Origin of the sequence: Budvicia diplopodorum (assembly GCF_009800925.1) — a bacterium.
Classification (GTDB): domain Bacteria; phylum Pseudomonadota; class Gammaproteobacteria; order Enterobacterales; family Enterobacteriaceae; genus Budvicia; species Budvicia diplopodorum.
In genome coordinates this window covers 194,837-214,305 of record NZ_WOYF01000004.1, presented here as the reverse complement: position 1 = coordinate 214,305, position 19,469 = coordinate 194,837, and the positions used below count along the sequence as shown (strand labels likewise).

Below are 19,469 nucleotides of genomic sequence, written 5' to 3'. Positions count from 1 at the left end.
GTAGCTCTTAGTGAACCATCATGTTGATATTAAGGTTGTACATTATCCATAGTGAACCCACAACAACGATAGCGATAATCAATCCGGTAAAGATCAGGGCGATGAAATTCCACCGCTCCTCTGATTTGGTATTCATATGTAGAAAATAGACTAAATGCACAACAACCTGAACCACTGCGAACAAGGCAACCGATACCACCAAGGTGCTCGGGCCTGCGGCCTTCGTCATCACTATCCAGAAAGGAATAGCCGTTAGAATAACCGAAAGCACAAAGCCAATAAGGTAAGACTTAACGCTGCCGTGGCTGGCACCGGAAGAGTCTACAACGGTATTTTTCATTTAAATGACTCCCAGTAGATAGACAACGGTGAACACACAGATCCAGATAACGTCCAAGAAGTGCCAGAATAGGCTCAGGCACATCAGGCGGGTGTTATTCTTTGGCGTTAATCCCTTCTTCGAAACCTGAATCATCATGATGGCCATCCAGATGAGGCCTAAGGTCACGTGAAGTCCGTGAGTACCCACTAAGGTAAAGAATCCGGATAAAAAGCCGCTGGTTGACGGGCCATATCCTTCACTAATTAGCAAATGGAACTCATTCAGCTCCATGGCGATAAAGCCAACGCCAAACAGGAAAGTCACCGCTAACCAACCAATTACCTGACTTTTGTTGCCTTTGTACATTGAGATAATCGCCATACCGTAGGTAAAGCTACTCAATAGCAACAGGGCCGTTTCGCCGAGTACGTAAGGGAGTTCAAAAATATCTTTACCGGATGGGCCGTCAGCCACGTTATTTGCCAGCACCGCATAGGTAGCGAAAACGGCGGCAAATAAAATACAGTCGCTCATCAGGTAGATCCAGAAACCGAATACGGTTTTAGCGCTGGTCTCATGGTGGTGATCGTGGTGCTCATGCCCTTGGGCATGAGCATTCGGGTTGATCAAGGTATCAGTTGACATGATTTACCCCTGCCTTACTTAATTGTTCAAAACGCTGGTTTTCTATTTTTTTGATTTCTTCAACCGTTACATAGTAATCAGTGTCGTCATTAAAGGTATGGGCAATATAGGTAACGGTCATGCCGACCAGACCGACAATCGCCATCCACCAGATATGCCAAATCATGGCAAAGCCAAATACGATGCTAAAGGCCGCAATAATCACGCCAGCGCCGGTATTTCTTGGCATATGGATCGGTTCATATTTAGCCGAGCGCTGATAAGCCATACCGGCTTCTTTTTCGTCCCAGAATGCGTCAATGTCTTTAATATTTGGCGTAATCGCAAAGTTATAGAACGGAGCCGGTGATGATGTGGCCCACTCAAGAGTACGCCCGCCCCATGGGTCACCGGTCAGGTCCATATTCTTTTTGCGATCTTTAATGCTGACTACGATTTGTAAAATCTGGAAGGCGATACCGATCATAATCAGCACTGCGCCACCGGCCGCGACCAGCAATAGGCCACTCCACTCGCCGCCAACGGTATTTAAGCGACGGGTCGCACCCATAAAGCCAAGAATGTACAGCGGCATAAAGGCAACGAAGAAGCCGACGATCCAGAACCAGAAGGAACATTTACCTAGGGTTTCATTCAGTTTGAAGCCGAACGCTTTCGGGAACCAGAAGTTAAAGCCAGCTAAACAGCCGAATACCACACCGCCGATAATCACGTTATGGAAGTGGGCAATCAGGAACATACTGTTATGGATAACGTAGTTTGCTCCCGGAACGGCCAACAGTACGCCGGTCATACCGCCAATGGTAAAGGTGATCAAGAAGCCTAGCGTCCAGAGGATTGGCGTTGAGAACTTCAGGCGACCTTGATAGATAGTGAACAGCCAGTTGAATATCTTCACGCCCGTTGGTATCGAGATAATCATGGTGGCTATGCCGAAGAAGGCATTAACGTTCGCGCCCGCTCCCATGGTGAAAAAGTGGTGCAGCCAAACGATAAACGACAGAACGGTAATTGCCACGGTAGCCCATACCAGTGAGGTATAGCCGAATAGCCGCTTCCTACTAAAGGTTGCTACCACTTCAGAGAAAATACCGAAGCAAGGCAGAATCAGAATATAAACTTCCGGATGGCCCCACGCCCAGATGAGGTTGACGTACATCATCTGGTTACCACCTGAATCGTTGGTAAAGAAGTGGAAGCCCAGATAGCGGTCAAGGGTTAACATCGCAATAGTAGCGGTCAAAATCGGGAATGCGGCAATAATTAGAATGTTGGAACACAGCGCAGTCCAGGTAAACACCGGCATTTTCATCATCGTCATGCCGGGCGCGCGCATTTTCAGAATAGTCGCAAAGAAGTTAACCCCGGTGAGCAGCGTACCTACCCCCGATATTTGTAGGCTCCATATCCAATAATCGACCCCGACCCCCGGTTTAAGCGAAAGCGGCGGATAGGCCAGCCAGCCGGTTTGAGCAAATTCGCCCACGCCCAAAGACAGGTTAATCAGTACCACACCGGCTACGAACAGCCAAAAGCTCAGGGAGTTTAGGAACGGGAACGCAACGTCACGGGCACCGATTTGTAACGGAACCACGATATTCATTAAACCGATAACAAACGGCATGGCCATGAAGAAAATCATGATCACGCCGTGGGCGGTAAATATCTGGTCGTAGTGGTGAGGCGGGAGGAACCCTTCACCGCCGTTGGTGACCGAGGAGATTGCCATTTGAGTACGCATCATTAACGCATCGGCAAAACCGCGCAGTAACATCACGATGGCAACCAGAATATACATCACGCCAATTTTTTTATGGTCAACGCTGGTTAACCATTCATTCCAAAGCCATTTCCATTTGCCGAAATAGGTTAGCAGAGCAAGCACGGCGATTCCGCCGATGACCATCATTCCTACCGCGCCCATAATAATCGGTTCACGGTAAGGAATGGCATCAAGTGTTAAATTTCCTAACATGGTTTATTCCTCGGCTCCTGAATGTGAGTGCTTGCTCATATCCATACCCATATATTGATTAATAATTTCTAGGTATAGGCCAGGTTTAATCGTTGAGAAGTACTCAACCTTATTATTTTCACTTGGCTTAGCAAGTTGCTTGTAATCTTCCCATTGGAGTTGCTCTGGGGACTGCTTAACTTTTTCAACCCACTTATCGAAATCTTCCTGAGAAGTGACAATGGCGTTGAACTTCATTCCTGAAAACCCGGCTCCGCTATAGTTAGCCGACATGCCCGGATAAACGCCTTTCTCGTTCGCAATCAGGTGAACAATATTTTGCATTCCGGCCATGGCATAAATTTGGCTGCCAAGGCGAGGAATAAAGAAAGAGTTCATTACGTCATCGGAAGTGACTTTAAATTTGACCGGCACGTTTTCAGGGAAAGAAATTTCGTTAACCGTTGCAATACCGAGATCCGGATAGATAAACAGCCATTTCCAGTTCATAGCAATTGCCTCAACCGTAATGGTTTTAGCTTCGCTTTGAATCGGCTGACGCGGGTCAAGTTCCTGCGTACTCTTCCAGGTCAGAGTACCTAAAATGATAATAATAATGCAGGGAATACCCCAAACGACCATCTCAATCTTATTTGAGTGGGCCCAGTTTGGCGTATATTTGGCGTTTTTGTTGGTTTCGCGATATTTCCATGCGAAGTAAAAAGTCATGAAGATCACAGGGATAACAACAATCAACATGAGAAAGGTGGCAGTCAATATCAGGGATTTTTGTTCCATCCCTATCTGCCCTTTAGGATTCATCAGTGCCATATCGCAGCCGCTGAGTAGTAACCCAACGAAAGCCAGAACGAGCACCTTAGAAAACTTATTGTATTGTTTGAGACTCATTGAACAACCTCATGACAAAGTACAAAAGCGCTTTGCTATATTACGTGTGAGGCTAATTTTATGGAAAAGTTGCAAATATGTAAATAACATTAATTTCGTGTCAGAAAACAATACCAATGCTTTGTGCTACTTTTAGACGAATAACAGATTTAAATCAGAGGAATTAAAGATCGTTACGTATTGAATCAGTGGGTTGTATTAAATTTGCTATTAAAAATAGCGAAATGAATTAACGTTAATCGTATAAGTGGCTTGATTAACATTTAATCGGGAAAGCGTGGTGGAATCCCGGGGCTGTGCGCTCGGGAAGCGACTGGATTACGTCATTACAACGTATAATAGCGGCTGCATTGATGTTTTAGCTCCGGTTCGTTATGCATGACGGCATGAATCGCATTCAGCAGATGGTCAACTGACTGCGCTGGCTTTTTTTCTAAAATTCGACGTTCCCATTCGTCGCAGTCAATTTCTTCGCCACGCTTAACCAAATAGCTGTATTGCTTAAGGGCAGCTTTAAAATACTCTTCAATATGATCGTACTGAGCGCATTGACAGCTATGGATGATTAATACGCCTGAATGAGTACGTGCAAGTCCGAACGTGTCCATGAGCCACCTCAATACGAGCCACAGATGTTGGCCCTAGTTAAAGTATAGTAAAAAAACGGCAGTTGGTTACATATCAGGTACTAAAAGTGTCCATCGGGTAAAAAAATATCATCGGACCCTCCCCGCGGGGATGACGAAGGGTAAGTCACATTATCAATGTCTGCTTTTGACCATTCTGTTTATCATCAAGCCCAGCATTAAGGTCACGCCCGGCAACCACACCCACCAGAGTTCTGATTTAATCACCGCGATTCCATTCGGTTTGAGATACTGGCTAAGCTGAAAAGGTGCGACTTTAATCACCTGCACTGGTGCGAAGAATCGTTCCTGCGACCACGGCCAGAGCCAGCCAACGCCCAGACCGCCGGTGGTGAGTGAATCAAGAACGCTATGGGAAAGCAGCGATAGCGTTAAAAACCACCAGATACGCCAATAGCTGGCATTAAAACATCGCCGAAATAACAGCGCCAAAGTGGGTAATAAGAAAGCAAACAGCAAAGAATGGGTAAACCCGCGGTGACCAAAGGCGTTTGCATAGGCGATGCCCAGTTTAAACGAGAGCACGTCAAGGTCGGGTATGGTTGAAAAGACGATGCCCGCTATCAGTAAGGCCGGAGAGATGGTTTGCTTACCCAAGCCTAAACCGATACATAAGGGAACCGCAGCGTGAGTAACAATCGTTGGCATGATCGCGTCCTGTATTGCAAAGCGTCTGGAAAAATAAAGCTTATTACTGAATGCAAAACAGGATTACCTTTTAGTATGAAGATTCGATGAAGTTAGGAACTTTTATACCTGCGCGTGTAAGATAAAAAACTATAACGCGATGCGGTGAGTACCCTGTTCTTTTTTGGAGATACATCAATGAAATGCTTTTCCCGAACGGCAATGGCACTGCTATTTCCCTGTTTAATCGGTCTACTGGCTTCTCCGCTGGCGGCGTTAGCTAAGTACGATCCGGCTAAGAATTATCAAGAAATTCCGGCTATCGTAAAACAGTTTCCTGAACCCAATGTGGATATGGGAACGCCAGCTCTGGTGAAAGATAAAATAGATTTCACCTCTCAAAAAGAAATGGAAGCGTTCATCCGTACATTAAGTAAAAGCACGTCTGCCATGAAGGTCAAGGTTATCGGCCAATCACAGCAAGGTCGTGATATTCCCCTGCTGGTGTTTTCTGAATCCCACAGTGCGGCTCCCTCCGTATTGCTCAAAAACAATAAGCCGACGGTACTGATCGTTGCGTTACAGCATGGTGACGAACCGGCGTCAGGTGAAGCGGCTCTGGCCTATGCAAAAAGTCTGGCCGAAGGTAAAGAGGGCGATGTTTTGTCTCGGGTCAACGTACTGATTATTCCTAGAGCTAATCCGGACGGCGCTGAAAATTTCACCCGCGATCTGGCTAACGGCATCAATTTAAACCGCGATCACCTGTTGCTGACTACGCCTGAAAGCCGGGCAATTGCCGGTGTATTGACTCAATACCAGCCCGATGTGGTGTTGGACAGTCATGAATATAGTGCCGCCGGTCGTTGGGTGGAAAAGTTTGGCGCGGTTCAGCGCTATGACGCAATGCTGCAGTACGCGACCACGGTAAATTTACCGGCTAAAATAACGACAATGAGCGATAAGCCGTTTCGCGAGAGCATTATTACCGCGCTGGAAACCAACGGCCTAAGCCATAGTTGGTATTTCACTACCGATAAAAAAGAGATGAAAAATATTACGTTATCGATGGGCGGGATCGGCGCTGATACCTTCCGCAATATTGCTGGCTTACGTAATTCAACCGCTTTCCTATTGGAAACCCGAGGTGTTGGGTTAGGCAAAGCCCACTTTACCCGCCGGGTTTATACTCAGCTTGTTGCGATGCAATCTTTGGTGAAAACGGCGGTTAAAAATAGCGAAGACCTGATTATCATGGGGCGCGAAGTTCGAGCAGACATCGCCCTACAGGCAGGCCAAGGCGCAATTACCGTTCAGGGTAGAGCAACAACAGAGAAACGCACTATTTCGATGATTGATGCCAAAACGGCCGACGGTAAAACGGTTGATGCCGACTGGCGCTCTTCACTGAGTATTACGCCGGTTATCACCCGCTCCCGGCCTTATGCTTATGTCCTTGCACCGAGTGAAAAACGGGCTGCAAAGCAGCTTCAGGCGCTGGGAATTGAGGTTTATCAGCTTAATCAGCCTCAAACCATAAAAGTGCAGCAATACAACCTTGTTGAACGCAGCGATGCCAATAAGAAGGATGTAACCGGCAGCGTTGGCAAGGCGGGTAATTCTATGATTGAAGTAAAAACCAGTCAGTCGGATAAAGAGTTAGATTTGGCGGTTGGTTATTACTATGTACCGTTAGATCAGCCGCTGGCTAACTTGGCGATAGCGGCGCTGGAACCGGAAACTCAGAGTAGCTTTATCGCTAATGGCTTGTTATCGCTGCCGGCTAAGCCAAAAGCGGCGACTAAAAAGAAAGCCAGCCATAACGCTCAGGCAGCAACCGTATTGCCGGTGTTGCCAGTTTATCGCGTACAGGAACGCCCGGAGCTGTCGCTGATTTTGATGCAATGAATGCTTTTGATTAAACGGTTTGAGTTGGTCGTAGCGTAGGTTTGGTTCGCGAAAGCAACGCGGGAATATACATTTTTCCTTGTGGCCGAAGGGCTGGCTATTTTCTGTAGTCACCCTTTTGGCCGTCTGATAATAGCTATATTTCGCGTTCTATATGGCGGACCAAACCTATACTGTAATCAAATTAAGCCACTTTACTTTTGTCGTCCACGATGCGCCGTAGGGTTAATCCGGCAGCCAAATTTTTCGCATCTCTCTGGCAAAAGTATCCAAACTCTTCGGCGTTTTGCCGGTGATTTTCTCAACTTCATCGGTTATTTCAACCTTGTAGCCTCTGGCAACCAACGTGTCCAACATCGCCAGCGCTTTGGCGTAATTCTCATTCATACCCAGATTAATCAAGCGTTGGGAAAAATCGTCTTCGCTTAGCCTGATATGAGAAACCGGGTGCCCGATAGCACCGCCGATTATCTGGGCGACTTCCGCGTAAGAAAGCGCTTCCGGGCCAGTAATAATGACGTCACGATTAAGCGGCGTTGGGTTGGTTAGCGCGGCATTGGCGACCAAGGCAATATCATAAGTATCAACAAACGGGACTTTGCCAAAGAAGGTGGCTGAGTAAATCCTACCTTCATCCAGAATCGACGACATATGGAACTCTTCTGAAAAATTCTGCATAAACCTCGTTGGTCGTAACACTGTCCATTCGGGCGCATGCTGTTTTAAATAAGCATGGGCAGCGCCCATCATCGGTCCGCCTTCCTCCAGCAGTGACGCACTGAGCAATACAAACCGCCGGATCCCACGGTCTAGAGCAAGGTCGATAAACGGCTGCATGACTTTTAATGAATCAATTTCATGGGATGGCGCAACCAGATAAATGGCCTGAATCCCTTCGAGAATATCCGCATGGTTGGTCTTGTTATACCAGTCAAAGCAAACCCCGGGATGCCCATATACCGACGATCCGGATCGCGACGCAACCAGCCCGCATCGGCCTTCAGCCTTGAGTTGTGATGCAATCCGGCGACCAGTTTTTCCGGTACCTCCGGTAAGAAGAATGGTTGGGTTACCCATACTGCCTCCTTCATGACCTGATGTTGACGCTTGCAGCGTCAGGATCAATTAATGGACTCCAGTCACCATGGCTTTGGCGATGTACGGTAATAACCGGGATAGGGTACTGTTACTTAAGGATAATTATCTTGCCGATTAACGCCGATACCGTTGACTGCTACAACCTTAACGCTGAAACCAGTGGTGCTTATAGTGCAACACTTCGATCGTTGATAACGCGGTAGGTTATTTTAAATTTAGCAGGGAATGGCCAAAAAACGACCGCTTTATTACTTTAAAACAGTTAATTTATATTTTATGAAGGCGCTGTCGCAAAATGAAGGTTAAGAAAAAATAGATTATTGTTATGAGCCATTGTTTGAAAGGTAGCGATTTTCCTTAACACTGGCCTTATTTCCGGCGTTATCTCTGATGGACGGCCGCTCGATAAACGGCCTTGCCACACCAAGTAATATCACCGAATTAGCCTGCATTATTCAATCAGTTCGAGCCCGGCTACCCGCTTCCAATATCCATTGCAGTCTGCCCGATCCCGTAGCCTGAGCGGAGCCTGACCCTGTTCATTATTCTTAAACGCGGTAATCAGGCTGATAGTTTCTTTTCCCTGAGGCGATAGGCGAACAATATCCACCAGCCCGTTCATTTCGTTCAGGTTATTGCCAAGGTTATAGCAATAGCCGCTCTGAGTCTGAATCCCGTTAAGCACAAACACCTGTTGGTTTTCCTGAGAGATAACGTTGCGCCCGGTAGGGTAATGAATACAGCAGGTTTGGCAGTCATCCTTTGGCCGATCTTCTGAGCGCGCAGTAAAACAGCGCGCAGAGTACGCCAGCGGCAGGTTGCCGTAGCTGAAGATTTCCACTTCAAACTTTTGGCGGATACCTAGCTCCTCGCACTGATTCAGCAGGTTGATTAACCAGTCGCGGGACAGTTCTACCGGCATACACCAGCGCACCATGCCTTGCTTATGCAGGTTTTTTAACGCATAGGCGTTATAGCAGTTTAAGGCTGGTCCGGCGACAAAAGGAAGATTCTGCTCGGCGGCGATGTTTATCGCGCCTAAATCATTCGCTTCAATTAGAAACTCACCGTTCTCGACGTAACGCTTTAGCTCGGTTAGCTCTGAAGGGGCCTGAAGCAGCGCAAGGGTTGATATCACAACCTGCTTGCCGGACTGAGCGACCGCTCGGGCTAAGTCCAGCCAATCGTTGACCTTCAATTCCCGGCGTTTACTGCAAACGGCTTCGCCCAAATAGATAATATCGGCGTCGCTTTTCATTGCCGCATGATAAAAGGCTTCGGTATCGCTTTTCGGCCAATAGTAAAGCAGCGGGCCCAGTGAATATTTCATGATGTTCTCCGGCTACTGCCATTTGCGGTGATAAGCACCAAGGGTGGTTTGGGTGCCTTCAGACATCGAGCCTAGCGTGTCCATCCAGGATTTATCGACGCTAAAACGCTCAGGATCGGCAACACAACGGTCAATCGCCTGACGCCATACTTTCGCCACCTGACTGACATAGGCAGGGCTACGCTGTCGGCCTTCAATTTTCACTGAGGCAATGTTGGCCGCCAGCAGTTCGGGCAAAAGCTCTAGGGTATTCAGGCTGGTGGGCTCTTCCAGCGCGTGATATAGCTCACCGTCTACCCGATAGCGGCCTTTGCACAGCGTTGGATAACCTGCGTTCTCACCGTCTTTATAGCGATCAATTAACACATCGTTTAATCGAGACTCCAGCCCCTCGGCGGTTTGCTGCCAGCGCACAAACTTAGCCGGTGAACAGGCACCAACGGTATTGGGCGATTCTCCGGTTAAGTAAGATGACAAATAGCAACGGCCTTCGGCCATAATGCACAGGCTGCCAAAGGCAAACACTTCCAGAGGAACCGGGCTAGTACGGGCTAACTGCTTAACCTGATGCATCGAAAGTACGCGCGGCAGAACCACTCGGGCTACGTCAAAATTACGCTGATAGAAGCGAATGGCTTGTTCATTGGTCGCCGATGCCTGGACCGAAACGTGGCGTTCTAAGTGTGGATAGCGCTCTGAGGCATACTCAAGCATGGCGATATCCGCCAGAATTAGCGCATCGGCGCCTAAGTCGGCGGCTAAATCCACCGCCCGCAGCCAACGCCCGTAACCGTCAGGGTGAGCGAAGGTATTGATCGCAATATGCAGCTTTTTCTTATGGCGGTGTACATAGCTAACCGCCTCTTCTAGCTTTTTGTCAGTGAAGTTGAGTCCGGCAAAATGGCGAGCGTTAGTATCATCTTTAAAACCGATATATACCGCATCTGCGCCGTTATCTATTGCGGCTTTTAGCGCCGGTAAATTACCGGCCGGGCACAGCAGTTCCATCCATTATTCCTACAAAAGAGAAGGGCCATCATCATATTGATAATAATAGCCCTTTTAAGCTGGGGTACATTTTTCGCTACCAACATTGTAGTTAACCTTTTGATAACGATTTTTGATTTGGGGCAGCTTATCACTTATTCATGGGGAATACTGAGGAACACCAGAATGAAAAATATAACCATTAAGTGATGTTTTTAATCAGAATGATGTTCTGTTATCGATAAATTGACAATTTTTTGACCTGACTCGACGATCTTGAGGCCCATTGTGGCAGAATAACCAGAATATTTTGCTTAGCAGGAGTCAGAGCCCGTGTTAGAACAACTTAGAGCTCGTTTAGTCCGTCAGGGTCCGTCCCTTTTACGTTTACCGATAAAACTCACCCCGTTTGCCTTGCAAAAACAGGTACTGCAACAGCTATTAGGCTGGCAGTTCCGCCATGCGCTGGCTGAAGGCGACTTGGATTTTCTGGAAAACCGCTGGCTAAAAGTCGAAGTACGCGATCTTGAACTGTGCTGGTTTGTTACCGTACGTGAGGGCGTGTTGCTGGTAAGCGATAAGCAACAGGCAGACGTTAGTTTTAGCGCCGACGCCAATGATTTGATTCTTATCGCGGCCCGTAAGCAAGATCCCGACACCTTATTTTTCCAGCGTCGCTTAGTGATTGAAGGCGATACCGAACTGGGCCTGTATGTCAAAAACTTGATGGATGCCATCGAGCTGGAAAATATGCCCGCTCCGTTACGTATTGGCTTACAGCAGTTGGCCGATTTTGTTGAGGCCGGGTTGAAAGAGGGCGGCGAAGCCACTTCGCACGCACCCGCATCGTGTTAATTCGGGTTGAAATACCCGTTGATGCCGCAGGGATAGCCAAACTGCTGCGTAAAGTGTTTGCCGGTAATCGCGAAGCAGACTTAATTCAGCAACTGCGTGAAGACGGGCTCATCACGCTGGGCGTTGTCGCAACCGACGATTACGGTGGAATTATTGGCTATGCCGCTTTTAGCCCGGTGATGGTGAACGGTGAAGACCGCCTATGGGTTGGTCTGGCCCCTTTAGCCGTGTCTGAAAAGCATCAGGGTAAAGGCATAGGTAAAGCGCTGGTTTATGAAGGTTTGGATACGCTAAATGAGTTCAGCTATGCTGCCGTGGCCGTTTTAGGCGATCCGGCCTATTACGCTCCTTTTGGCTTTAAGCCAGCGGCTGAGTTTAATCTTCACAGCCAGTGGCCCGATGTGGCATCGGCGTTTCAGATTTATTCACTGGCTGACGATGCGCTGGTTGGCGTGTCCGGGCTGGTGGAGTATTCTGCACCGTTTGATCAATTACCGGCGTGATTAAGCGACTCATAAAGGAACGGAAGCGCTTTCCGTTCCTTTAGCTTTTTATCATTTTGAGGTTAGAGGCGTTTCCCGTACAAACCAGGATAAAATCAGGAATACGCAAACAAAGCCAATTAGGGTATTAAAGCCAAATCCTATTCCGTAAGTTTCAGACAGTAACCCGACCAGCCAACCGGCAAATGCGCCGCCCAGCCCTGAGGCAACGTAGATAAGCCCCATCATACTTCCGCTCTTATCGGTCATACGAGTACCGATAGCCGATGCGGTTGGAAACAGCACTGACATCGCAAACCCAAAGGCCATAAAGGTATAAATCCATTCGTATACCATCATCCGGCTGATAATCAGCGTAACCAAAGACAGGGCAGAGAATAGGATCAGCGTTTTGCGTTCGCCTAAACGTATGTTGATAAATCCACCGATAAAGCGGCCTACGGTAAACAGAACGGCAAAACTCGCAATGACATAGGCGCCGGTTGCGGTTTTTTCTGCTAGCGTTGCATTGGTGATATCCAGAGAGCTATAGAAGATGGGGAAAAAGTTGAGGAATGCGACTTCAGCCGCAACATAAAATAGCAAGTAGGCAACCACTAACATTAAGCGACCGTTGGTCAGCAACTGCATGAAATCCGTTACGTTCATCTCCATGCCGCCAGATTTCTCCAGCTTTAGCGTAGTCAGAACTAGTAGGATTAAAGCAACAATAACGGCGATACCAATATAGAACATTCGCCATGAGATATGGTGACTAAACATCATGTTCAGAATGAGCGGGGTGACAATCATACCAACGCCGAACATAGCGTTGGCAACGTTGAACATCATACCGGCGCGCTGTTTATAAAACGTAGGAATAACCGTGATGATCGAAACCAGCATGGAGCCAATACCCAGACCGATAACCATATAAAAGCCAAGAAACAGCATGATGGTAAAAGCCATGCTGGTACCGACCAGCCCGACGGCCATACAGCTAGCGCCGATAAACATCATAAACCGCAGGCCTTTCTTATCGGTAAAATAGCCGGTTAGCAGGCTGGCAATCAGAAATCCATACTGAAAGGTTGAGATTAATGTACCGATCTGTGACAGCGTAAGGCCAATATCATGGTGTACCTGCTCGAGAATAATACCTTTGGTATTTTGGATTCCCCCCAGCAGAAACATGGTAGTGAACAGTAAAAAGAACACTTTCCACTTTTGTTCGTTAGTCATGTTTTGTTCTCCCCTGAGATCAGGTTTACGGAGTTAAGCGCCAGACGATTGTTGTCCTACGGCGTTGAACAACTCTTCCGTTGCCCAGCCATAGCAGTAATAGAGGAGGTCGTCACAGGCGCTAAGCTTGGCGGCGTTAACCGCGTCTATTAGATTTTGTGGATCGATATTCCACATTTGTATGCCGCTGAATATAAAGGTGCCGGGCTGGGATTGCTGCCTTACGATGTCATTTTGATGTTTAACAAATGCGATAGGGAACCCCTGTGCCTTGAAATACTCGTAACTGATTTCGTAAGGCAGATTAAACAGGTGAAGAAAGGCCTGAAATGCGTCTTCCTTCTCCTCTGGAGTCGTGGCGAAGAACTCAATAAGCCCCTGAACGTCAGCGCCTCCGCCCAGCTTATGGTATGGGAAGTGTTTAAGTGCCGGTGACAGTTTGGTGAGCTCTGCATAATCCTGGCCCAAAATCCATGAGTAGGCCGGTGGCCATAAATCAAGCCATAGCTTCAGTGAGCGGTCATTTTGGTTTATGTCACACAGCAGGGTACGGACAAAATTAGTAATGCTTTGCTGGCGAAACGTTTGCCATTGTTTAAGCAATGGGTCCTTTAAGAGATATTCAGCGACGGTTCGATACTGATGTTGACGCAACAAAATGACTAACTGTTCGAGAATGAAAATTAGTGTTTTAACGTCGATATTTTCTTTTTTCATTTTCTGCCGGCAGTGAGTGCAGAAGCAGGTGAACAAACCGCCGGGATTGACCGACTTTCCGGCCCAGTCAGGAAACCGAATACGGTCGATCAGGTAGGTATCGTAGCCGTAGGCCTGCTGTAGGCGACTGAAGGTATTTTTCCATAACGCCACAACGTCCGGCGCATTTGGGCATAGCCAATGTTCTACCGGATCTCCGTGGAAATTAACCACCGTATTGTCGTTGATGTTACCACCGAAGTCGCCGTTAAGAATATTGACCCACGGGATGACTTTGATACCGGTTCCGTCGGTTTTCTGTTTTATCAACATCAGCGGGTCATGACCGTCTAAAATGGTTGGATCAATCCGCTGGTAAAGCGCGCCTTGCTGATGGTTTTCTAATTTAACGTGCAGCGTTCCGCTACCCATCACAACGTCGTGAACAGGGTTGTGGGGAAGGTGCCCGACCGGATAGGGATTTCGTTCAAAAATGGTATTTACTTCGACGAAAAGGTGGTCAATATCTCCCATTTTCGCCAAACGTTTAAGAATAGACTCAGTGCCTTCATCAAGAATATCGTGTGGATGGAGATGTATACCAGACATAGCTTATATCCTCTTAAAACTAGCTTAACTGAGCATCAGGCATAAACTGGATTGACGGATAAACTCTGTTGAGCGCCAGTACCGCAATGCCATATAGAGGAGCCTGAGTTCCCAGCTCAGACTGCTCGACCTGAATTTGTGTTTGTGTAAACGTGTGCTGATTGACATGTGCCTGAACGTAATGCAGGAACAGCGGCGATGAGCCTGTTATTCCGCCGGTTAGAAGGACTTTCTCAGGATTAGCGATGGCAATAATGTTTAAGATGCCGATCGCCAGATAGTCCGCCAAGTCTCGGAACAAAGAATCAGCCAGAGTATCGCCCCGTTGAGCTAGCTGGGCGATGGTTTCAGCGGTGAAGGTTTTCCCGCTCATTTCCTGATAACGCTGGCTAATGCCAGATCCGGAGCTATGAACTTCAAAGCAGCCTTTGTTGCGCCAGTTTTGCTTTAAATGCTCCCGACTGAACATCATATATCCGATTTCACCCGCGCCGTTGTTGGCTCCGCGGATGATTTTTCCGTCCATCAGTAAGGCTGCTCCCAACCCGGTACCAACACCAATCAATGCTGCACTATGGACTTTTCGGCACTTACCTTTCCACATTTCGCCAATCAGGGCTGAACGGATATCATTTTCCAGCACGACCGGTACGTTAAATACGGCGGATACTTCATCCGCTAGCGCAATATTTTCCCACTCAGGAAGATTAGGCGAGCCTTCTAGCACGATACCCCGGCGATAATCCACGATGCCCGGCGTGGCAATGCCGATAACTTTTAGCTTGTCGGCGCTGATGGCGTATTGAGCTAACAGATTGCATATTGTCTGATTAAATAATTGCAGGAACTGTTTGCTGGTCTCAACTTTATAGGTTTCAACCTGCTCGGTTGCTAACAGCTCAGCGTTCAGATTAAACAGCGATAAGGAAATTTTTGTTCCGCCCAGATCGATACCCACTCCCACGCCGTGATTTGCATCGAAGTTAAGCATAATACCTTTGCGTCCAAGCCCGCTGTTTTCCATAGCACCGCTTTCGTAGATGATTTTTTCATCCAACAGCTCAGCGACGATTTCTGAAATAGTCGCCTTGGTGATACCTGCAATTTTCGCAATTTGAGCGCGTGAAAGTGAGGTGTGTTCACGGATAATGTTCAGTACAAGAGACTTATTCATTTGTCTCAGGGTATTAGGTACGTTAGCACTCACCTTGGCCTCCAATTAGTTTAGAATTCGAACTAATTAGCTAGAGAAATATGCACAAATGCATTTTTTAATAAAATAATGTTGATCTATACCTCATGTAAAGCATTTTTTTGCTCAATTAGTTTGCTTTGTGAACTTTCGTGGCGCGCGGCACATTTCGGAAAATAGCGAAAAGCTTTAGCCACGGTGAATCTGCTGCATGAACTTCCTAATATTTTGAACTAGGCTTAATACACTCCCTTTCAATGACGAGCGCCTGCCCACGATTAATTTTTATCCTTAGCGGCGTCGTTTTATCTGCCTGTAGGATAGTGCTATGACTAGAACAGGAAAGGCTTTCAGCTGGGTTGGTGGCGGGATACTACTGGTGATTGCTGTCGCGGTTATTTTCGTGATGGTTTATGACTGGAATCGCCTGAAGCCAATGATTAATGAAAAGGTTTCTACCGAGCTGCAAAGGCCGTTTGCCATTCGCGGCGATTTTGGCGTTAATTGGGCGCGTCAGCCCGACGAAACGGGCTGGCGCAGCTGGGTGCCGTGGCCGCATCTTCATGCTGAAGATATTGTGTTAGGCAACCCGGCTAATATTCCTGGCGATAGCATGGTAACTTTGCAACGAATCGATGCCAGCATTGCGCCTTTGGCTTTATTGCATAAAGAAGTACTCATTCCGCGCATATGGCTGAAACAGCCCACGGCTTCCCTCCTGCGTTTAGCCAATGGCGATAACAACTGGACCTTCAATCTGGCCAATACGGATAGCACCGACTCAGGCCAAAAACCGTCCGCCTGGTCGGTCAGTATTAACGATATCGTGTTTGACAAAGGCCAGATTGATTTCAAAGACGTCACTCTGAAGGCGGATTTTCGGGCGGCTATCGACCCTTTGGGCAAGCCGTTACCCTTTAGCGAAGTGACGGGTAGCGACAAAGGTGATAACAAAGGGGGTAAGGTCGCCGTAACATCTGATACCGGCGTACCTGAATATGTATTTGGCTGGAAAGTAGACGGTAAATATAAAGGCGAGCCTCTGAGCGGTAACGGAAAGATTGGCGGTATGCTTTCTTTAAGAAGCAGCGATAAGCCTTTTCCCGTACAGGCCGATGTGCGTTCTGGTACCACTAGGGTGATATTGGCCGGAACCTTGATTGACCCGATGAACCTTGCTGAGCTTGATCTACAGCTCAAATTTTCCGGTAAAAGCTTAGGTAACCTGTATGGTTTAACCGGTGTCTTATTACCTAATACCCCTCCGTACTCAACCGATGGCCGACTAATCGCCCGACTGCATCAGGAAGGCGGGGCATCGTTTGACTATCAGAACTTCAACGGCAAAATTGGCAGTAGCGACATTCGCGGTAATCTCAAATATGTCTCTGCTAAACCGCGGCCTAAACTCAGCGGTGAGCTGGAATCTAAGCAGCTATTGTTTACCGATTTGGCTCCGCTAATTGGTGCTGATTCCAATAAAGAGAAGAGCAACCGCGGTGAAAAAACTCGCCAGCCAACGGACAAAGTACTACCGGTTGAGCCGTTTGAAACCAAAAGCTGGGACGTAATGGATGCAGACGTAAAATTTAGCGCCAAATATATTCAACACGGTAAGTCACTGCCGGTGAGCGACCTGAATACCCACTTAGTGTTGAATAACGGTTTACTGTTGATGGACCCTCTCAACTTTAGCGTCGCCGGCGGCAAGCTTAATTCCACCGTTCGTTTAGACGGCAGTAAAAGCCCAATGTCAGGAAGAGTCGATATGCATGCCCGGCGTTTCCAACTGAAACAGCTATTGCCTGAAGTGGAGGCGATGATGAACAGTAAGGGGCAAATCAACGGTGATGCAACGTTAACTGGACGCGGTAATTCAGTGGCCGCGCTGCTGGCTACCAGCAACGGTGAACTACGTATTCTGATGAATGACGGCTTAATCAGCCGCGGCCTGATGGAAATTCTTGGGCTCAACGTTGGTAACTATCTGGTTTCAGAGATTTTCGGTGATGATGAGGTGGGGATTAACTGCGTGGCGGCGGATGTAAACGTTAAAGATGGTGTGGCTACTCCGCAGCTGTTCGTGTTTGATACTGAAAATGTGATCATTAATATTACCGGGTATACCAACTTTGCCAGCGAAAAAATGGATTTAAAGATCGATCCACAGAGCAAAGGGATGAGGGTGTTAACCCTGCGTTCACCGCTGTATGTTAAAGGAACGTTTAAAAATCCAGATCCCGGCGTTGAAGCGGGTCCACTGTTGGTGCGCGGCGTAGCGGCCGTCGCGCTGGGCGTTTTTATCTCTCCACCTGCAGCGCTACTGGCGTTGGCTTCACCGAGCGAAGGTGAGGAAAATCAGTGCAGTTCGGTACTACAGCAGATGAACGCTGAGCCAAAGGGTAAGGGCCATACACAGAAAAAACCGGTGAAGAAAGGAAATAAATAGCGGCGCTGGTTAGATTAGCTATTGTTTATCAGGCCATTCCAGCAGTCTATTGGAATGGCCTGATTGCTGACCAACCTTTCTTTCTGCTGCTTACTGAGCTGCTTAATTCGGTACTCCAGCTTCAGGGCTTCAGAACGTCCGCCCACTTTTTGCTGATAAACCAACGTTAGCAGGCCTGCTCCACGTAAGGCTTTCGCACCTTTGCCCGTCTGATGTTGTTTAAATCTGCGCTCAATGCTGGTGGTTATTCCTGTGTATAGCCGATTATCTGCCGTGCGCAGCATATATAGATACCATATGACATCGGTTTCAGGTGGCTGAATGGAGTGATTATTCACAACTTCTCTTTTTTAAGTCATTTTTGCAACAGCAGTCACAACGGCAAATAGCTACTGGTTAAGTTAAAACCGTTGCTCGGTAGCGCGTTAAGGCGCTCCGCGCATTCTATCAATAATAGGCAACCAAGCGATAGATGCCCGCCATACTTCCAGCTGTAGGTGCGTTGGCTATGGTAGCTATCGATTAGAAAATATCGAGAAGAAGCTTGGCATTTCCCCCCTGCTTTATCAGGAGATGGTAGTATTAAATTATGTATACATCGGAGTATGAGATTTTTTAAGATATAAGTTGGAGTGCGCTTGTATTTAATGAGTTGTTTTTTGTTATTTAAACTCATTAATTTGTCTTGGATGAAATTATATCTTCATATTTAATCGTTAAATGTCTTAATTAATCTCATTGCGTGTTTGATCGTCATTATTTTATCCGATTTTTGTTATTGTTTTTATTTTTAATGTACATATATAATACCAGTGCCGGATATAATTTCGGCGAAATTAATCTTAACTATATTATTTCATAAGGGAGTTTATATGAAAGAAGTACCAATGGCTCAAGGCAACAAAGTAGTTGGTGGTTCAGTTGCTTTCTCTGGTTTTTTTACTATTAAACCTACAATCTGTTTTGGACCACCAAAACTGATGAAGCCATGTAAGCCACGCCGCTGCTGTTAATTGGTCGGATGCTTGATACGTTTATTTAGTTGAATAAATACATCATAGTATCTTACTGATTATATAAATCTTAACTCCAGTTTCTATTTAAAATAGATTGTTAAGTTTTTATTTTAATAGCTCCCTCTGACTTTAATAAAATATTTGATCATAAATGTTATGTAAATAGCATTGGGATTGGCTTGTTTTTTAAGTCATGAGGGGGCTTTATTGTTTAAATCAAATGAAAGTTTAGATAAAACGGAAAGGTGTAATTATCTTGGCTCTCTTAGGGCCGCACTACAGGTTCCGGTTATTATTCAGCATGAATATGGACTCCCGCTTGCTGACCAATGTTTTTTTCTGCTGCATACTGAGTTACTTAATTCGATAGTCCCGCTTCAGGGCTTCAAGCATTCCCCCATTTTTTGCTGATAAACCAACGTTAGCTGGTCTGCACCGCGTGAAGCTTTTATACCGTTTCCCTATTGATATAATACCTACGGATATCTTGGTCTTGGTGTA

General features: G+C 46.9%; 18 protein-coding genes. 5 read left to right on the top strand and 13 right to left on the bottom strand.

Annotated elements, in window-relative coordinates; genetic code table 11:
* Positions 1 to 7 precede the first annotated feature (7 nt).
* The 6 genes from GVI43_RS06435 to GVI43_RS06410 all read right to left on the bottom strand — a co-directional run bounded on the left by GVI43_RS06435 (position 8) and on the right by GVI43_RS06410 (position 5,125).
* Positions 8 to 340, bottom strand: a complete 333-nt coding sequence (locus GVI43_RS06435; protein WP_159566032.1) for a cytochrome o ubiquinol oxidase subunit IV — start codon at positions 338 to 340, stop codon at positions 8 to 10.
* The gene (locus GVI43_RS06430) at positions 341 to 967 is read right to left on the bottom strand and encodes a cytochrome o ubiquinol oxidase subunit III (RefSeq protein ID WP_159566031.1); all 627 of its coding nucleotides are present in this window, start codon (positions 965 to 967) and stop codon (positions 341 to 343) included.
* A complete protein-coding gene (cyoB, locus tag GVI43_RS06425; RefSeq protein WP_159566030.1) occupies positions 957 to 2,942 on the bottom strand; it encodes a cytochrome o ubiquinol oxidase subunit I in 1,986 nt (661 codons plus the stop codon). The genes GVI43_RS06430 and cyoB overlap by 11 nt, the downstream gene beginning before the upstream one ends.
* 3 nt (positions 2,943 to 2,945) lie before the next feature.
* Positions 2,946 to 3,830: a ubiquinol oxidase subunit II gene (cyoA, locus tag GVI43_RS06420; RefSeq protein WP_159566029.1), complete on the bottom strand. Its 885-nt coding sequence runs from the start codon at positions 3,828 to 3,830 to the stop codon at positions 2,946 to 2,948.
* A 326-nt stretch (positions 3,831 to 4,156) separates the two neighbouring features.
* The gene (locus GVI43_RS06415) at positions 4,157 to 4,438 is read right to left on the bottom strand and encodes a hypothetical protein (RefSeq protein WP_159566028.1); all 282 of its coding nucleotides are present in this window, start codon (positions 4,436 to 4,438) and stop codon (positions 4,157 to 4,159) included.
* Positions 4,439 to 4,591: 153 nt separating this feature from the next.
* Positions 4,592 to 5,125, bottom strand: coding sequence for a metal-dependent hydrolase (locus tag GVI43_RS06410; RefSeq protein WP_159566027.1), 534 nt, complete (start codon positions 5,123 to 5,125; stop codon positions 4,592 to 4,594).
* Between the two features lie 177 nt (positions 5,126 to 5,302).
* Between GVI43_RS06410 and GVI43_RS06405 the strand changes: the two genes are divergently transcribed.
* A complete protein-coding gene (locus GVI43_RS06405) occupies positions 5,303 to 7,012 on the top strand; it encodes a M14 family metallopeptidase (RefSeq protein WP_159566026.1) in 1,710 nt (569 codons plus the stop codon).
* Between the two features lie 225 nt (positions 7,013 to 7,237).
* On the opposite strand, the gene GVI43_RS06400 is transcribed toward GVI43_RS06405, so the two are convergent.
* The 3 genes from GVI43_RS06400 to ubiU all read right to left on the bottom strand — a co-directional run bounded on the left by GVI43_RS06400 (position 7,238) and on the right by ubiU (position 10,448).
* Complete coding sequence (locus GVI43_RS06400) at positions 7,238 to 8,089, bottom strand: ergot alkaloid biosynthesis protein (RefSeq protein ID WP_159566025.1); 852 nt, start codon at positions 8,087 to 8,089, stop codon at positions 7,238 to 7,240.
* Between the two features lie 472 nt (positions 8,090 to 8,561).
* On the bottom strand, positions 8,562 to 9,440 hold the full coding sequence (locus tag GVI43_RS06395; protein ID WP_159566024.1) for a U32 family peptidase: 879 nt from the start codon (positions 9,438 to 9,440) through the stop codon (positions 8,562 to 8,564).
* A 12-nt stretch (positions 9,441 to 9,452) separates the two neighbouring features.
* A complete protein-coding gene (gene ubiU, locus GVI43_RS06390) occupies positions 9,453 to 10,448 on the bottom strand; it encodes a ubiquinone anaerobic biosynthesis protein UbiU (protein WP_159566023.1) in 996 nt (331 codons plus the stop codon).
* Between the two features lie 312 nt (positions 10,449 to 10,760).
* On the opposite strand from ubiU, the gene ubiT reads away from it, so the two are divergent.
* Together ubiT and GVI43_RS06380 are read left to right on the top strand one after the other, a co-directional pair.
* Positions 10,761 to 11,282: a ubiquinone anaerobic biosynthesis accessory factor UbiT gene (ubiT, locus tag GVI43_RS06385; RefSeq protein ID WP_159566022.1), complete on the top strand. Its 522-nt coding sequence runs from the start codon at positions 10,761 to 10,763 to the stop codon at positions 11,280 to 11,282.
* A complete protein-coding gene (locus tag GVI43_RS06380; RefSeq protein ID WP_159566021.1) occupies positions 11,276 to 11,785 on the top strand; it encodes a GNAT family N-acetyltransferase in 510 nt (169 codons plus the stop codon). Before ubiT ends, GVI43_RS06380 begins: the two co-directional genes overlap by 7 nt.
* A gap of 51 nt (positions 11,786 to 11,836) precedes the next feature.
* On the opposite strand, the gene GVI43_RS06375 is transcribed toward GVI43_RS06380, so the two are convergent.
* The 3 genes from GVI43_RS06375 to GVI43_RS06365 are packed head-to-tail and all read right to left on the bottom strand — an operon-like array spanning position 11,837 to position 15,485.
* Entirely contained in the window at positions 11,837 to 13,006 is a 1,170-nt protein-coding gene (locus GVI43_RS06375; protein ID WP_159566020.1) for an MFS transporter, read from the bottom strand.
* Between the two features lie 33 nt (positions 13,007 to 13,039).
* Complete coding sequence (locus GVI43_RS06370; RefSeq protein WP_159566019.1) at positions 13,040 to 14,311, bottom strand: hypothetical protein; 1,272 nt, start codon at positions 14,309 to 14,311, stop codon at positions 13,040 to 13,042.
* Positions 14,312 to 14,330: 19 nt separating this feature from the next.
* The gene (locus tag GVI43_RS06365; protein ID WP_159566018.1) at positions 14,331 to 15,485 is read right to left on the bottom strand and encodes an ROK family transcriptional regulator; all 1,155 of its coding nucleotides are present in this window, start codon (positions 15,483 to 15,485) and stop codon (positions 14,331 to 14,333) included.
* 346 nt (positions 15,486 to 15,831) lie between these two features.
* Between GVI43_RS06365 and GVI43_RS06360 the strand changes: the two genes are divergently transcribed.
* On the top strand, positions 15,832 to 17,952 hold the full coding sequence (locus GVI43_RS06360) for an AsmA family protein (RefSeq protein WP_159566017.1): 2,121 nt from the start codon (positions 15,832 to 15,834) through the stop codon (positions 17,950 to 17,952).
* Positions 17,953 to 17,966: 14 nt separating this feature from the next.
* Here GVI43_RS06360 and GVI43_RS06355 read toward each other — a convergent pair whose 3' ends face one another.
* The gene (locus tag GVI43_RS06355) at positions 17,967 to 18,236 is read right to left on the bottom strand and encodes a GIY-YIG nuclease family protein (protein WP_159566074.1); all 270 of its coding nucleotides are present in this window, start codon (positions 18,234 to 18,236) and stop codon (positions 17,967 to 17,969) included.
* Positions 18,237 to 18,824: 588 nt separating this feature from the next.
* Between GVI43_RS06355 and GVI43_RS06350 the strand changes: the two genes are divergently transcribed.
* Positions 18,825 to 18,965: a hypothetical protein gene (locus tag GVI43_RS06350; protein WP_159566016.1), complete on the top strand. Its 141-nt coding sequence runs from the start codon at positions 18,825 to 18,827 to the stop codon at positions 18,963 to 18,965.
* Positions 18,966 to 19,469 lie beyond the last annotated feature (504 nt).

Excerpts from the sequence above, each read along its gene's own strand:
- GVI43_RS06435 (WP_159566032.1), bottom strand. The coding sequence starts at position 340 with ATGAAAAATACCGTTGTAGACTCTTCCGGTGCCAGCCACGGCAGCGTT.
- GVI43_RS06430 (WP_159566031.1), bottom strand. The coding sequence starts at position 967 with ATGTCAACTGATACCTTGATCAACCCGAATGCTCATGCCCAAGGGCAT.
- cyoB (WP_159566030.1), bottom strand. The coding sequence starts at position 2,942 with ATGTTAGGAAATTTAACACTTGATGCCATTCCTTACCGTGAACCGATT.
- cyoA (WP_159566029.1), bottom strand. The coding sequence starts at position 3,830 with ATGAGTCTCAAACAATACAATAAGTTTTCTAAGGTGCTCGTTCTGGCT.
- GVI43_RS06415 (WP_159566028.1), bottom strand. The coding sequence starts at position 4,438 with ATGGACACGTTCGGACTTGCACGTACTCATTCAGGCGTATTAATCATC.
- GVI43_RS06410 (WP_159566027.1), bottom strand. The coding sequence starts at position 5,125 with ATGCCAACGATTGTTACTCACGCTGCGGTTCCCTTATGTATCGGTTTA.
- GVI43_RS06405 (WP_159566026.1), top strand. The coding sequence starts at position 5,303 with ATGAAATGCTTTTCCCGAACGGCAATGGCACTGCTATTTCCCTGTTTA.
- GVI43_RS06400 (WP_159566025.1), bottom strand. The coding sequence starts at position 8,089 with ATGGGTAACCCAACCATTCTTCTTACCGGAGGTACCGGAAAAACTGGT.
- GVI43_RS06395 (WP_159566024.1), bottom strand. The coding sequence starts at position 9,440 with ATGAAATATTCACTGGGCCCGCTGCTTTACTATTGGCCGAAAAGCGAT.
- ubiU (WP_159566023.1), bottom strand. The coding sequence starts at position 10,448 with ATGGAACTGCTGTGCCCGGCCGGTAATTTACCGGCGCTAAAAGCCGCA.
- GVI43_RS06375 (WP_159566020.1), bottom strand. The coding sequence starts at position 13,006 with ATGACTAACGAACAAAAGTGGAAAGTGTTCTTTTTACTGTTCACTACC.
- GVI43_RS06370 (WP_159566019.1), bottom strand. The coding sequence starts at position 14,311 with ATGTCTGGTATACATCTCCATCCACACGATATTCTTGATGAAGGCACT.
- GVI43_RS06365 (WP_159566018.1), bottom strand. The coding sequence starts at position 15,485 with ATGAATAAGTCTCTTGTACTGAACATTATCCGTGAACACACCTCACTT.
- GVI43_RS06360 (WP_159566017.1), top strand. The coding sequence starts at position 15,832 with ATGACTAGAACAGGAAAGGCTTTCAGCTGGGTTGGTGGCGGGATACTA.
- GVI43_RS06355 (WP_159566074.1), bottom strand. The coding sequence starts at position 18,236 with ATGCTGCGCACGGCAGATAATCGGCTATACACAGGAATAACCACCAGC.
- GVI43_RS06350 (WP_159566016.1), top strand. The coding sequence starts at position 18,825 with ATGAAAGAAGTACCAATGGCTCAAGGCAACAAAGTAGTTGGTGGTTCA.